Consider the following 15,136-nt stretch of genomic DNA (forward strand, 5'->3'; position numbering starts at 1 on the left):
TTCGGGTACTTTCCACAACCGTCCTTTTCGCCTGCCCGCACCTGGGCACATAACCGGGTGGAGGCAGCGGTGGACGGTCTTGGGGAGAGCATGACCCGAACAGCGCCCCGACCTGGAGGCGGGTCGGGTTGCAGACCCCGACGGGGCGCGCACACGGGCGTGCGCGCGGCGGTTCGCGATGAGGCGACGCACCCCGTGCCGACGGGGTGACTCGCGCTATCGCACTGACCATGACGACGTGTTGGGGGTGAGCCGCGTGCCCGGCTGGATTGAAGACTACGCAATGATCGGCGACATGCAGACTGCCGCGCTGGTCGGGCGCGACGGTTCCATCGACTGGGCGTGTCTTCCCGACTTCGACTCCTCGGCCTGCTTCGCCGCGATCCTCGGCGACGAGCAGAACGGCAGCTGGACCCTGCGCCCCGCCGACGGCGAGCCCCGGGCCGACCGGCGCCACTACCGGGGCGAGACCCTCATCCTGGAACAGGAGTGGGACACCGGGACCGGGTCCGTCCGGGTCATCGACTTCATGCCGCCCCGCGGCGGAGCCCCGCACATCGTGCGGATCGTGGAAGGGCTCAGCGGCACGGTGAACATGAGCACCACCATGCGCATCCGGTTCGACTACGGCCACGTCGTCCCGTGGATGCACCGCGCCGGCTCCGAACTGGTCGCCATCGCCGGACCCGAGGCGATCTGGCTGAGCACCCCCGTCCACCTCAAGGGCCACAACTTCACCCACGACGCCACCTTCACCGTCACCGCGGGCCAGCGCATGCCGTTCGTGATGACCTGGCACCCCTCCCAGGCGGAGGAGTCCGACCACCTGGACGCCGAGAAGGCCCTCTCCCGCACCGAACGGTTCTGGGAGAAGTGGGTAGGCCAGTGCACCTACGACGGCCCCTACCGCGAGGCGGTCGTGCGCTCCCTCATCACGCTGAAGGGCCTCACCTACCGACCCACCGGCGGGATCGTGGCCGCCCCCACCACCTCCCTGCCCGAGGAGATCGGCGGGGTCCGCAACTGGGACTACCGCTACTGCTGGCTGCGCGACGCCACCATCACCCTGGAGGCGCTGATCCGCTCCGGGTACAAGGACGAGGCCGTGGCCTGGCGCGAGTGGCTGGTCCGCGCCGTCGCCGGTGAACCCCAGCTGATGCAGATCATGTACGGCATCCGCGGCGAACGCCGCCTCACCGAGTGGGAGGCCGACTGGCTGCCGGGGTACGAGGGATCGAGCCCGGTCCGGGTCGGCAACGCCGCGGTGGGCCAGTACCAGCTCGACGTGTACGGCGAGGTCATGGACGTGCTGCACCTGGCCCGGCGCTCGGACATCCGGGGCAGCGACTACCTGTGGGGGCTCCAGCGGTCGCTCGTGAACTACCTGGAATGGTGCTGGGACGAGCCCGACGAGGGCCTGTGGGAGGTGCGCGGCCCCCGGCAGCACTTCGTGCACTCCAAGGTGATGGCGTGGGTGGCCGCCGACCGCGCCGTGCGCAGCATCGAGGAGTTCGGCAAGGAGGGTCCCATCGAGCGGTGGAGGGCCCTGCGCGACACCATCCACGCCGAGGTGTGCGAGTACGGCTACGACCCCCAGCGCAACACCTTCACCCAGTACTACGGCAGCAAGGAACTGGACGCCGCCCTGCTGCTCATCCCCGAGGTCGGCTTCCTCCCCTACGACGACCCGCGGGTGGTCGGCACCATCGAGGCGGTCCGTGAGGACCTGATGGTGGACGGGTTCGTGCTGCGCTACCGCACCGACCTGGAGAACTCCGCCGACCAGCTGCCCGGCGACGAGGGCGCCTTCCTGGCGTGCAGCTTCTGGATGGCCAACGCCCTGCTCTCCATCGGCCGTCACGAGGAGGCCAGGGAGCTGTTCGAACGGCTGCTGTCACTGCGCAACGACGTCGGACTGCTCGCCGAGGAGTGGGACCCGCACGCGGGCAGGCAGGTCGGGAACTTCCCCCAGGCCTTCAGCCACGTGCCGCTGGTGACCACGGCGCTGAACCTGGCCGACCGCCAGGGCGGCTGGCGCGCGGAGTAACCCTCCCTCACAGCACCCCCACGAACCACGAACGCCCCCGCGCCGGTGCGCGAGGGCGTTCGCCGTGTCCGGGGCCGGCGGGTCCCCGCTCAGTCCCCGCTCAGGGTCGGATCGGCCCAGACGGGATAGATGTCGCCTCCGCCCTCCGTCTCGATCTCCAGGCGCAGGCGGAGCACGTCGGTGACGTTCACCTCGATGTCAACCGTCTCCCCCAGCGTGAGTGTCTCCGTGGAAGCGGACTCACCATCGGTCCGGACCGTGAAGGTGACACTCTCACCGGACTTGGAGTTGTCGTCCAACCCCAGGGTCGCAGTGAAGGTGTCCCAGGAACGGCTGAGGTCGTACTCGGCCCACTTCGCCGAACACGTACGGCAGTCACCGTCGGCTGCCAACAGCACCCGGTTGTAGACCTCGCCGTTGATCTCGGCGCGTTCGGGCTCCCAGATACCGTCACCGGTGTCGACCGGTTCCATCTCGGTGAGCAGGCGCTCCCCCGGCCCGAGGCCGTCTTCGGAGTTCTCGGACGGATCGGCCGAGGCATCGGACTCCGTCGGGCCCTCGCCCTCGGTGGCTTCGACGGGGGCAGGGGTCGGTGAGGGCTCGGGGGAGGCCCCGGCGTCGGCGAGCTCCACACCGTCGTCGGAGCCGGTGAGGGCGGGGACGACCCGGTCCATGACCACGTAGGTGCCCGCGGCGCCGAGGATCATGAACACGACCGCGAAGAGCGCCAGCCCCGCCACCAGGGGCTTGCGCGACTTGCGCTGGGGCGCGCCCGTGCTGACGGTGGTGGGCGGCGGGGCGGCCTGGGACGCGGTGAAGGCTCCGGTGGCGTGGCGCGCGCCAGGGACGGGACCGCTGTGCATGGGCGCACCGGGCACCGGGCCGCCGGGCATGGGGGCGCCGGGCATGGGGGCGCCGGGCATGGGGGCGCCGGGCATGGGGGCGCTGAGCGGTGGGCCTCCGGGAGGCGGACCGCTGTACGCGTTCGGGGGCGGACCCGCGAGGCGGTTCGGAGGCGGGCCCGCGGGCGGGCGCCCGGGTACGGGGCCACCGCGCGGCGGGGTGTTCCGGGGCGGGGTGTTCGGAGGCTGGGTATTCGAGGGCTGGGGCGCGGGCCGGGGAGGTTCCTCCGGGGCCGGAGGCTGCACGGTGGGTGCGCCCCGCATCCCGCCGACGGGACGCTTGGACATCTCCTCGACCGGGTTCTCGGGTTCCGGGGCGGGTTCCGGGATCTCGGGTTCCGGGCCCTCGGGCTCCGGAGCGGATTCCGGAGCGGGTTCGCCGACCGGGGGCGGCCCGGAGAAGCGCTCTCCCTGGGGCGGAGCGGGGCTCATCGCGGCGGCGGCCGCCAGGGCGTCATCCGGGCCGGAGGGTTCCGGTCCCACGGGTTCGGAGCTCGGGCCGGTCCAGGGCACCGAGGTCGCGAGGGAGCGCAGGGCCCGGACCCAGTCCGAGGACTCAGGGCGTTCCGAGGGCTCCGCGGAGAACATGCTCATGACGAGTTCGCGCTGTGCCTCCCCCGCCTGGGCCACCAGCGGCAGCGCACCCAGCCTCTCCCGCAGCTGTTCCGGGGCGGGCGGCGGGTCCTCACCGGTCAGGGCGAAGTACGCGATGGCACCGAAGGCGTACCGGTCGGTGGCGGGCGAGTACTCGCCGTTGAAGATCTCCGGGGCCGCGTACCCCGGTGTGAACCAGGGGCGCGCGGTCATGTGCCGGGCGGCGATCCGGCTCAGCCCGAAGTCCACCAGGGTGGCCTGACCCTCGTCGCTGATCATCACGTTGCCGGGCGACAGGTCCCCGTGCACCACCACCCGCTTGGACGGGGTGGCCCGCCCGGAGTGCAGCATGTCCAGCACCTGGGCGACCTGCTCGAGGTAGCGGAGCACTTCGCGCTGACCGCGCGGACCCTCCACCACGTTCTCGGCCCGCCAGTCGCGCAGGTCCAGACCCTCGACGTAGTTCATCACCAGGTACAGGGCCCGGTCGTCTCCCTCGGCCGTGCCCCCGGCAGGGTGCTCGGGAGCGCCTTCGAAGTGCTCGCGGACACCCACCACCCCGATCCGGTTGATGAAACGGAGGAGTTCGGCCTGCTCACCCCACTTCGCGCTGAGTTCGGCGAACTGCTCGTCGGTGGAGGTGACGTCGGAGTTGAGGACCTTCACCACGACGGGTTCGGTCTGTCCCGCCAGGCTCACCTCAGCCAGGTAGAGCGTGGCCTCCCCACCACGCCCCACGGATCGGACCAAGCGGTACTTGTCCGGCTGGGAGTCCGGACCAACGTAGAGATTCAGGCTCACGGCTCTGACACTCATTCCACACGGGGGCTCGGGGGGTTCAGGGTGCCTGTGGCACAGGGAACACAGTAACCGCAGCGGCTGTACTCCGGCGCCCTGTGCAGGCCGAGGGGAAGGCCGCCTACCTGGGCCACTCCGGCCGCCCGGAGGCGGCTGTCCGCCACTACGAGGCGCTGCTGGCCCACCACGTCCGCCTCCATGGAGAGAACGCCAATCGAACCCGCAGCATCCGCTCCCACCTGCACCGATGGCAGGCCCGCCTCAAACCCTGAGCGGTCAGACGCCCGAAGGGGACTTGGTTGTCGCTGTCTGGCGCTAGTGTTCTGGCCATGTCGAACAGGGACCTGAACGAGATCATGGACAGCGGCTGGGCGAAGGCGTTGGAGCCGGTCGCCCCGCAGATCGCCGCTATGGGTGACTTCCTCCGCCAGGAGGTCGCCGAAGGACGCACCTACCTGCCCGCGGGGGACCACGTCCTGCGCGCCTTCCAGCAGCCCTTCGACGACGTGCGTGTGCTCATCGTGGGCCAGGACCCCTACCCGACCCCCGGCAACGCCGTCGGGCTGAGCTTCTCGGTGGCTCCGGGCGTTCGGCTGCCCGCGAGCCTGCGCAACATCTTCAAGGAGATGAGCGAGGACATCGATGCCCCGATGCCCTCCAACGGCGACCTCACGCCGTGGACGGATCAGGGTGTGCTGCTGCTCAACAGGGTGCTGACGGTGGCCCCGGGCAACGCCGGTTCGCACCGGGGCAAGGGCTGGGAGGCCGTCACCGAACAGGCCATCCGGGCGCTGGCCGAGCGCGACCAGCCGCTCGTCGCCATCCTGTGGGGCCGCGACGCCCGCAACCTGCGGCCGATGATGCCGGGCATCCCGTGCGTGGAGTCCGCGCACCCGAGCCCGCTCTCGGCCCGCAACGGGTTCTTCGGCTCGAAGCCGTTCAGCAGGACCAACGAGATGCTGCGGGAGCAGGGCGCCGAACCGGTGAACTGGCAGCTGCCGTAGGACATCTCAACCCCCACAACCCCTTCTGACGTGCGGACTCGGCATCTCCCCCGGTGCCGGGTCCGATCGCGTTTCCGCCCCCCGACGTGGAAGAGGCCCTGACCCGATGGCGAAACGGCTCACCTACAGCGACGCCCTGAAGATCCTCGGCAAGAACGACTCCGAAGTCCTGGACCTCGCGGAGAAGGTGGCCGACGGCGGATTGGGGCTGGTGGGAGTACCCGACGTGTTCGGGGTCCGGGGTGCTTTGGTGAACAAGGGCCGCAAGGCCCTGGAAGGGCTCGGCGGCAAACTCCGGGGCGAGAGCCGGCTGTCGAGGACGGAGAAGATCGAGGCGGCCTACAAGATCCTGGTGATCACGACCTTCTTCGAAGCGGTCGAGGAGTCACTGAAGGAGGTGGAGGCGCCCTTCACCCTGGCGGACCTGGAGATCACCGCCGACGAGCAGTTCTCGATCTTCGGCAAGGAACTGGATTCCGTCGGCCAGCTCTCGCCCACCCTCAGGTTGAACGTTCCCGCGGATTCCCTGGGAACGCATGACGAGACCCCCTTCTTCGTCCTGACCGACACCTTCGTCGAGTTCGTGCTGGGGCTGGCAGTCGCGGAGCGGCACGGTCTCACCCCGCAGAAGTACACGGTCCTGGGCAAGCTCTACGACCTCGTCCCCTCACTCGCCCGCCGAGGGCTCGACGACGCCCTGCTGCGGCTGGGCTCGGAGATGCCCGAGTTCGGGCTGTGGATGCACGTACAGGAACACACGAGGACGCGGCAGGAGATCGGTACCGGCCTGGCCGGGCTGCACAAGGAACTGTCGAAGCTCGGCTCGGGCCGCGCGGTCACCCGTCGCAGGCAGGAGCTCGCCGCCTCCTATCAGGCGGTTCTGAGCCGCCCGGTGCTGCGCTCGGACGACGTCCCGGCCGGGCTCACCCTGCCTTCCCTGCGTGATGCGTACATACCCCCACGCGGGCGGATCGCCTACGTCGACGGTTCCCACGACCTCCCCTCAAGGGACGACTGGTGGGAACCACGGCAGGTCCAGAACGATCTCCAGCCGTTCGTCGCGTCCCTCCTCACCCACCCTGTGGCCACTCAGAGGCCCGTGGTCGTCCTCGGACATCCGGGCGCGGGCAAGTCCAAGTTCACCGAGATGCTCGCTGCCCAGTTGCCTGCGGAGGACTTCCTTCCCATCCGGGTGGAACTGCGGGCGGTCAGCCCCAACGCCCCGCTCCACGCCCAGATCGAGGAAGGCCTCGCCGCCGACCTGCACACCTCCATGTCCTGGCGTGAGCTGTCCGACGAATCCGACGGGGCCCTGCCGGTGATCATCCTGGACGGTTTCGACGAACTCCTCCAGGCCACCGGAGTGGATCGCTCCGACTACCTGGAACGGGTTCAGGAGTTCCAGGAGAAGCAGGAGAACATGGGTCAGCCGGTGGCGGTGATCGTCACCAGCCGAACCCTGGTGGCGGGACGGACCCGGTTCCCTTTGGGAACGACGGTCATCCGGTTGGAGCCCTTCGACGATGGCCAGATCGAACAGATGCTCCGGGTCTGGAACCGGGCCAACACCAGCGCGTTCAGTTCCTCCGGACTGAGCCCGCTCACTCCGGAGGCGGTGATCCGATACCGGGATCTCGCCGAACAGCCGCTGCTCCTCCTCATGCTGCTGATCTACGACGCCCACGCCAACGCTCTGCTCAAGGCATCCGACACCCTGTCGCACGGGGATCTGTACGAGCGCTTGCTGACGATGTTCGCCCGTCGTGAGGTCGACAAACACCGGCCCAACCTCGGTGGACGGGATCTGGACCGGGCGATCGAGGACGAACTGCGCCGCCTGGAGGTGGCCGCCATGGCGATGTTCGCCCGGGGGCGTCAGAGCGTGCGCGCCGAGGAGCTGGACCTTGATCTGGCCGTCCTGATGCCCGAAGCGGCCGAGACCCCGAACCAACCCGACCTGCACGGCCAGATCGCTCCGGCGCACCAGGTACTGGGCCGGTTCTTCTTCGTACATGAAGCCCGTTCCAAGACCGCGGAGGGCACCAACAGCGCCTTCGAGTTCCTGCACGCCACCTTCGGCGAGTACCTGGTGGCCCGCATGGTGGTCGCGGCTCTGGAAGAACTGGTCGACGACCGAGCCCGGGTGTCCCGACGCCGGAGCCGGGCTCTGCACCTGGACGACGGTGAGCTGTACGCCCTGGCGTCCTTCGCCGCCTACGCCGGCCGGGACAAGGTGGTGGCCTTCCTGGAGGAGCTGTTGGAACGGCGGCTGGCAGAGGAGCCCGGGCTGCGCGAGGAGTTCTGGGAGCTCCTGTTGGAGCTCTTCCAGGAGGCGCCCTTCCCCGCGTCGAACCGCTCCTTCGCCGAGTACGAGCCGGTGCGGCTACCCGTCACCTCGCGAGAGGCCCGGTACACCGCGAACCTGATCACTCTCTTGGTGTTGGTGAGCGAGGAGCCCGTCCCGCTGGAGAGCATGTACCCCGACACCGGTGACCCCTGGCACGGGTGGCGGCGGACGGTGTCGCTGTGGCGGGCGCTGTCCGCCACCCAGTGGTTCGGGATCATCGACTTCATGCGGATGCGTCACATCGGCTACTGGAAGGGCGAACAGCCCTACAGCGTGCTCAGCCGCGACCGAGGCGAACCGGTCAACGTCGGTGAGTGCGTGGGCTTCGAACTGCGCGCGGACTCCCCCGGCGATCCCGCCACCCTCAACCCCTATGAGGTGGAGGTCCCCTACGGGACGGTGGTCTCCCGCCTGCTCAGGTCCACCTCTATGCGCGCCAACGGGACCGCCTCCCGGCTGGCTCTCCTCCTCACCCCGTACCTGCAGTACGTCTCCGACGACCTGGGCACCTGGTACTCGGACGACGACCAGAAGTCGTGGGTGGAGACCCACGAGGTACTGCGACTGAGGCTGGAAGCGGTCGACCAGCTCCCCGCCGAGCTGGCCGCCGACCGACTGAGCAGCTACTCACGGCTCCTGGCACGTACCGAACCGGACCAGGTGGTGATCACCGTCCTGCGCCAGGCCCTGGAGGATCTGCGGTCCTGGCCACCGCACCTGGGTCCGCATCCGCGGTTGAAGCTGGCCACGATGGTTCAGACCGTGCTCCGGGACACGCGTAGAAACCGAGACACTCCGCAGGTGGTGTGGGACTCCTTCCAGCGGCTCAGGAGCGAGCTCCTACCGCTCCTCGACGATGAAGGTCCCGACGTCTCCTGGCCCCAGCCCCGACCTTCACCCACCGACCCCACGAACCCCTTCCAGCCGGGTTGGCTTTCCGGAGCCCCTGGGGGATCCGCCGGCCCCTGAAGTTCCAAGAGAATCCGTCGGCCTCCGAAGGTAAGCGCTCGAAAAGAAATCCCGAGGGGACGGGCTTCGGGGGCGCCCGCTGGGATCAGCTGCTGCGGGGAGGCAGCTGCTCCTCCGCTCGGCGGTCAACGCTTCTCGTGTCGCGGCTGGTCAAGCGTTCCAGCGGAACTACTGCGGCGAGGGAGGGTGGTGGGCTGGGGCCGGTGTCCAACGCCCCTCGTGTCGCGGCGGTGGAGGTTGCCTGCGAAAAGCGGCAGCGAGGGAGGCGCTCTCCCGGCTCGGCGGTGAACGTTTCTCGTGTCGCGGCTGGTCAAGCGTTCCGGCGGAACTGCGGGGCGGGGGGTCGGGGCGGTGGGTGCGTTCGTGTTCATGGTTGGCCTCCTTTCTCTGATGTGTGCAGTGGTGGTCACGATCGGTCTCCTTTCTCTGCGATCCGGGTTCTAAGGGCAGCGAGGGGTGGGGACCCGGGGGCATGGGGTCTGGGTTCCGGGTTTTGGGCGTGCGGGGGTAGAGGGCTGGCCCCTGCTGCTGTGGGGTGCGCGGGTCATTCCCGGGGGTGCGGATCTGGTGCGGTGCCTGGCCCCGAAGGTGGATCTGGGGGTGGGTCCGTGCCCGATTCGGAGTCTGGGTGCTGGTGGGGTGTGCGGTGGGCTTTGCGGCCCCGGTAGACCTGCCGGTGCGGGTTGTTCTCGCGCCGCCATTTGAGCCGGTTGTGGGTCGAACAGAGTGGCTGGATGTTGTCGGCGCTGGTGGTCCCGCCCCGGGAGTAGGAGCGGATGTGGTCGGCCTCGGTGTCACTGATGGGCACATCGCAGCCCTGCTCCCAGGCGCAGGTGGTACGGCCGTAGTGGGCCACCACCCGCACCTGCTCAGGGGCGTTGCGCATCCCCCGCCCCACGTCCAAGGGCTTGCCGGAGGCGGGGTCGATGATCACCCGCCGCAGCACACTGTCGGGGGCCAGGTCCTGCAGGGCCTCGAAGGCCAGCACCTGCCCGTCCTGGGTGGCGGCATAGCTCGCCCCCTGCCCGTCGGGGGCAGGGGAAGTCCCCATGGGTCCGCTCTGCGGGCTGCCAGCCTGCTTCTGCCCGTTCTGGGCCGGGCCCTGGCTCTGCTCCCGGGCCTGCTTTTGGCGCTGGCCGTTGAACACGTCCAAGGGCACGGTGATGTTGACCATCGCCAACGGCCCCGGCGGTTTGGTGCACTCCTGGTGGCCCAGGGCGGACTTGACCATGGCCAAGAAGGCGTCATAGGTCCGCTCGGCCCTGGACACCTCAGGCTTGCTCGCCTCATGCGGTTTGGTGAAGGCGGCCAGGGCCTTGTCGATGAGCTCGGCGTCGGCGTCGGGCCCCTGGGCGTGGAAGTAGCAGGTGCCCTCGAACCCGCGGGTCAGATCCGCACGCCGGGACGCGTGGGCCTTGCGGTGGCGTTCCTCGGCCAGGCCGGGGTGGTATTCGTGGGCCAGCTGGACACCGAGTTGGGCCATCTGCTGGGCCGACATCGCCGGCCGCTGTGTCTTCGCCTCCACAATGCGGGTTTCGATCATCCGCCGGAATTCATCAGCATCGGCGAAGGCGGAGTGGTTCTTGTCGCGGGTCTTGACCGCACGCTCAACTGTTTTGGCGAGGGTGGCGGCCTCGTCCACCGACAGCATTCCCTCACCCAAGGCTTTCAGGGTGCGGGGGAGTTTTCCGGAAAAGAGGAGTTCGGCGAGCGTTGCCAGAGCATGGGCCTGGGCGGGGTTGGTGCCCAGGGTGTGGATCATCCAGGCGGCCACGCTGCGCTGCCCGCCCACTTCCAGGAGATTGCCTTCGGCGCGGATCTGGGCCAGGCGCAGCAGTATCTGCAGTTTGAGGAGCTCCATGGCCTCCCACATCGAGCACACGCTCTCCAGGGTGGCGGCCGGTGCGCCGGCCGGGAGTTCCCCTTGGAAGGTGCGGGAGGCCCTCTCGCAGGCCTGGCGCACAAGGGCCACGGCGGGGGGGTCCCCGGCCTGCCCTGCGCCCTGCCCGAAAGAGGAAGTGTTCATACTTCAAGGGTAGGTCGGGCAGTGGGGAAAGGAAAGGAATGTCCAGGGAAAGATGGACCTGGAATACCAGGTTTCTTTCTCCCGAAAAGGGCCTGTGGATAACTCGAGAATGGTCGCACTCATGTGTTATAGCAGAGCCCACACCGCCGCCATGCCGTCTTGTCTTTGGCACTGCTTTCGCGACCTGCCGTGAATGGCCGGACGTCGAACACCGGCCTGGGGAAGCCGGCCCCGAATCTCCTTCGGCCAAGGGCTCCCGGAGTTGTCCACAGGTTCGAGGAAACTCTTTCCGGCCCCCTCTCATCACACGTAACGTGATGCTTGAGTCACCCCTCCCCTGGCGGACATGGAAAGGCCACCCCCGATGGCGAAGCCGCTCAACTACGCGAACGCATTGAAGGAGCTCAGTGGGCAGGACCAGGATCTGTGGAACCTCGCGGAGAAGATGACCGATGGAGGTCTGGACTCGGTCGGGGTCCCCGGCCTGTTCGGGCTGCGGGAGTTCGCGGTCGGCCAGGGGCGCAAGGCTCTGGAGGGTCTGGGGAAGAAACTGAAGGGCACCGACAGGCGCCTGCGGACGCAGCGGATCGAGGCGGCGCACAAGGTGCTGCTGGTGGTCTCCTTCTTCGATCCCCTGGACGACTGTCTGACCGGCGCTGGTCTGCGCCTGCGCGTCGCGGACCTGGAGATGACGGCGGACGAACAGCGGGTGCTCCTGGAACACGCGCTGCGGGCGGAGCAGGTCTACGCTCCCGCGGGGGACTTCGTGTGGGATCGGGAGAACCTCTTCGATCAGGCCGAGTCGGTTTTCTCTGTCGGTTCGGCAGTACTGCTCGAGTGGGTCCGAAAGTTGGAGGCGACCGAGCGGACAGGGGTCGACACCGGGTGGGGCAGCAGGCTCGCGAGCACGCTGGAGGATGATCTTCCGCGGCGGGCTCTGGCCGTCTACAGGGACAACTACCTGAGGCTGTGCGCCGAGACTCCCGAATTCGGGATGTGGGCGCAGCTGCGCGAGCACGAGAGGACCCGGAGCGAGGTCAAGCTGCTGGGGGACGCCTTCAAGGGACTGCACACGGAACTGTCGCGGATCTCCTCGGGCAGGTCGGTGGGCGATCTGCGGATCCGGCTGTCCCGCAAGTACCGGGCTCTGCTGGGCAAGCAGGTGCTCCCGATGGACGACGTCCTTCCCGAGGACCTGCCCGCGGGGATGGTGATCCCGCTCCTGCGTGACTGCTACGTGCCGCCGAGCGCGAGGGTGGCGCGAGTGCAGCGGGGCGACACCCCTTCTGCCGAGGAGTGGTGGGAGGAGCGGGAACTCCTGCCTGATCTGCAGCGGTTCCTGGCTGCCCGGCTCACGCATCCGGACATGACCAGGTACCCGACCGTGCTCCTGGGTGAACCGGGTGCGGGCAAGTCCAAGCTCACGGAGGTGCTTGCTGCGCAACTGCCGGAGGAGGACTTCCTGGCGGTCCGGGTGGAGCTGCGGTCGGTCAGCGCCGACGCGGCCGTGCACACCCAGATCGAGGAAGGGCTCGAACACGAACTGCGCGAGCGGATCAGCTGGTCCGGGCTGCTGGCCGAGGCGGAGGGTGCCCTGCCGGTGGTCATCCTGGACGGTTTCGACGAACTGCTCCAGGCCGCGGGGGTGGAGCGGCACAACTACCTCGAGCAGATCCGGGACTTCCAGGTCCATCAGGAGGACATGGGCCAGCCGGTGGCGGTGATCGTCACCAGCCGCACGTTGAGTGCGAGTCGGGCCCGTTTCCCCGAGCACAGCACGGTGATCCGGCTGGAGCCGTTCGACCAGGGGCGGATCGGGCGGGTGCTGAAGGCCTGGAACCAGGCCAATGGGGAGCTGTTCCGCTCATCGGGGATCAAGCCACTGGGGCTGAACCGGCTGATGAGGTTTCCGGAGCTGAGCCGGCAGCCCCTGCTGCTGTTGCTGCTGCTGGTCTACGACGCGCAGGACAACGACCTGCAGCGGGCGCCCCGCTCGCTGTCGCTGGGGCAGCTGTACGAGCGGCTGCTGCAGACCTTCGTCCGCCGCCAGGTCCGCAAGCACCGGGGCGCGCTGAGCGAGAGGGAGCTGAAGAAGGAGGTCCAGGCCGAGTTGCGCCGCCTGGAGGCGGCAGCGCTGGCGATGTTCGCCCGCCAGCGGCAGAGCGTGGGCTCCGCCGAGCTGGGCCAGGACCTCGGGGCGCTCAAGAGGGAGGGCCCGCAGCGGCAGGCGGAGGTCAGCGGCAGTCTCCCGATCCAGGCCGCGGACCTGTTGTTGGGACGGTTCTTCTTCGTGCACGTGTCCGAGGCGAGGGTCAGCGGTCCCGGACAGGAGCCCCTCAGCGCGTACGAGTTCCTGCACGCCACCTTCGGTGAGTACCTGGTGGCCCGGATGGTGGCCGGTGCTCTGCGCGTCCTGGCCAAGGAGCGCGTGAACAACGAGGAGGAGGGTTCCTGGGGGGAGCCCCCCAATGACGGCCTCCTGTACGCCACGTCCTCCTTCGCCTGTTACGCGGACCGGGAACGGACCGTCGACTTCCTCAAGGAGCTGCTCGGGAAGGACATCGGCCAGGACCGGGAACGGCGCGCTCTCTACGGTGAACTCCTCGTGGAGATCTTCCGGCAGGCCCCCTACCCGTCGCCGAACCGCGTGCACACGGCCTACCAGCCGCGGAGGCTTCCCCTGACCAGCAGGCAGGCCTTCTACACGGCCAACCTGTTGACGCTGCTCCTCATCGTGCGGGCAGAGCCGGTGGAGATCCGCGAACTGTTCACCGACACCGCCGGGGAGCCGTCCGCCCTTCACCAGTGGCGTTCGGTCGCAGCCCTGTGGCGTACTCTGCCGTCCGCCGACTGGTTCACCGTCATGGACACCCTGAGAATGCGCCACCTGGAGGAGGGAAGGAGCGTCCTGGAGTTGGAGGACGGCCTCCCGGTCAGCGTGGTCGAGAGCATCAGGTTCGAGGTGCCCGAGAGCGTCCTGGTGCCCGAGATGGGCTCCATTCCCACGCGGGGCGCGCATTCCCTGCGGATACCCTTCACCAGCCCTTCGAGTCAGCAGTTCCGGTCCATGGCACTGCGGGTCAACGGCACCGCCGCCCGGCTGGCCGTCGAACTGCTTCCGGTCGTCCGGTCGCATCCGGTCAGCACCGGGATCTGGCAGGGCCACGGAAGCATCGACGAGCTGTGGTCGCACTCGCACGAGCTCCTACTGCTGCGGCTGTCCCCCGCCGACGGGGAACCCGAGCGCCGACTCGACGCCTACCGAAGGATCCTGCTGTACCGGGAGATGGGGGAAAGCGAACTGCTCGCCCTCAAGCAGGCGGTCGAGGACTTCCGCAACCCGACCACGGGCGAGGGTTTCCAACGGCATCTGCGCACTCTGCTGACGGAGTACCTGGATCAGATGCGCCACCGGGTCGACCCCGCCCGAATCCGGGGCGGCGAGACGGAATCGGTCCTGGAACGGCTCGCCCCGCACCTGTCACCCGGAGTGGCGGAGCGGGTGTTGGAGCTGGTCGATCACACGGCCACCGTCCACCACCGTGAATCCGTGCCCGACCAGACCATCGTCTCCGGCACGTTCACGGGATCGGAGAACAGCGTCGTGGACATCAAGCCCGTGCTGGACCGCTCCGCTACCCCGCCAGAGCCCTCTTGACCAGTGCCGGGACGACGTCGCCGATGGGGTCGTGCAGGACCGCGCTGGCGTAGTCGTCGTAGGGGGTGGGCTCGGCGTTGACGACGACCAGTGAGGCGCGGGCCATCATGGCGACGTCGCAGAGGCCGGCGACGGGGTGGACCGTGAGGGAGGTGCCGATCGCCACGAAGGCATCGCACTCGCGGGCTGCCTCGGCCGCGCGCTCGATGACCTCTGGGTCCAGGCGCTGACCGAAGGAGATGGTGTCGGACTTCTGGATGCCGCCGCACTCGACGCAGCGGGGGTCGGACTCGTCGTCGAGGCGGGCGAGGACGGCGGCGCTGGGGGTGCGCAGGCCGCAGGACATGCACATGACCCGGAGCATGGTGCCGTGCACCTCGATGACCTCGTCGTCGGGGACCCCGGCGGCCTGGTGCAGGCCGTCGATGTTCTGGGTGATGAGGGCGTGCAGGCGTCCGGCGGAGGCGAGGTCGGCCAGGGCGCGGTGGGCGGCGTTGGGTGCGGCCTCCCAGACCTGGTGGGCGCGGCGGGCCAGCCAGGTCCGGCGCCGCACGTCCACGTCGCCCATGTAGCAGTCGATGTCCGACATCGCCTGGGCGTGGGGGTCGGTGGTCCACAGTCCCTGGGGGCCGCGGAAGTCCGGGATGCCGGAGTCCGTGGACACTCCGGCGCCGGTCAGGACGGTGATGCGTCGCGCGGACGCCAGCAGCTCAGCAGCCTGTTCGAACCCCTCCGGGTCGGCGAACGGCGCGGTGTCGTCGGTCATCGAGGCCATACCCCATTCTTACAGC

At 69.0% G+C, this 15,136-nt stretch carries 8 protein-coding genes; 5 read left to right on the forward strand and 3 right to left on the reverse strand.

The features are described from left to right. The first annotated feature begins 241 nt into the window (after nt 1–241). The gene (locus D458_RS0112185; protein WP_239647960.1) at nt 242–2,047 is read left to right on the forward strand and encodes a glycoside hydrolase family 15 protein; all 1,806 of its coding nucleotides are present in this window, start codon (nt 242–244) and stop codon (nt 2,045–2,047) included. An 89-nt stretch (nt 2,048–2,136) separates the two neighbouring features. Here the strand turns inward: D458_RS0112185 and D458_RS0112190 are convergent, their stop codons facing one another. Next, nucleotides 2,137–4,344, reverse strand: coding sequence for a protein kinase domain-containing protein (locus tag D458_RS0112190; RefSeq protein WP_017587031.1), 2,208 nt, complete (start codon nt 4,342–4,344; stop codon nt 2,137–2,139). 95 nt (nt 4,345–4,439) lie between these two features. On the opposite strand from D458_RS0112190, the gene D458_RS36730 reads away from it, so the two are divergent. From D458_RS36730 to D458_RS0112205, 3 genes are all read left to right on the forward strand, one after another. Beyond that, nucleotides 4,440–4,613 (forward strand): hypothetical protein, encoded by a 174-nt coding sequence (locus tag D458_RS36730; RefSeq protein WP_017587032.1) that lies wholly within the window; start codon nt 4,440–4,442, stop codon nt 4,611–4,613. 57 nt (nt 4,614–4,670) lie between these two features. Continuing rightward, nucleotides 4,671–5,345 carry a uracil-DNA glycosylase gene (locus D458_RS0112200; protein ID WP_017587033.1) on the forward strand — a complete coding sequence of 225 codons (675 nt, stop codon included), beginning with the start codon at nt 4,671–4,673 and terminating at the stop codon, nt 5,343–5,345. Nucleotides 5,346–5,451: 106 nt separating this feature from the next. Next, a complete protein-coding gene (locus D458_RS0112205) occupies nt 5,452–8,661 on the forward strand; it encodes an NACHT domain-containing protein (protein ID WP_017587034.1) in 3,210 nt (1,069 codons plus the stop codon). Nucleotides 8,662–9,205: 544 nt separating this feature from the next. Here the strand turns inward: D458_RS0112205 and D458_RS33425 are convergent. Continuing rightward, the gene (locus tag D458_RS33425) at nt 9,206–10,687 is read right to left on the reverse strand and encodes an HNH endonuclease signature motif containing protein (RefSeq protein WP_017587035.1); all 1,482 of its coding nucleotides are present in this window, start codon (nt 10,685–10,687) and stop codon (nt 9,206–9,208) included. 346 nt (nt 10,688–11,033) lie between these two features. On the opposite strand from D458_RS33425, the gene D458_RS0112215 reads away from it, so the two are divergent. Further along, a complete protein-coding gene (locus D458_RS0112215; protein ID WP_152521121.1) occupies nt 11,034–14,345 on the forward strand; it encodes an NACHT domain-containing protein in 3,312 nt (1,103 codons plus the stop codon). On the opposite strand, the gene D458_RS0112220 is transcribed toward D458_RS0112215, so the two are convergent. Further along, nucleotides 14,323–15,120 (reverse strand): SIR2 family NAD-dependent protein deacylase, encoded by a 798-nt coding sequence (locus tag D458_RS0112220; RefSeq protein WP_017587037.1) that lies wholly within the window; start codon nt 15,118–15,120, stop codon nt 14,323–14,325. The genes D458_RS0112215 and D458_RS0112220 overlap by 23 nt on opposite strands. Nucleotides 15,121–15,136 lie beyond the last annotated feature (16 nt).

It is taken from the genome of Nocardiopsis ganjiahuensis DSM 45031, assembly GCF_000341085.1.
Classification (GTDB): Bacteria; Actinomycetota; Actinomycetes; order Streptosporangiales; family Streptosporangiaceae; genus Nocardiopsis; species Nocardiopsis ganjiahuensis.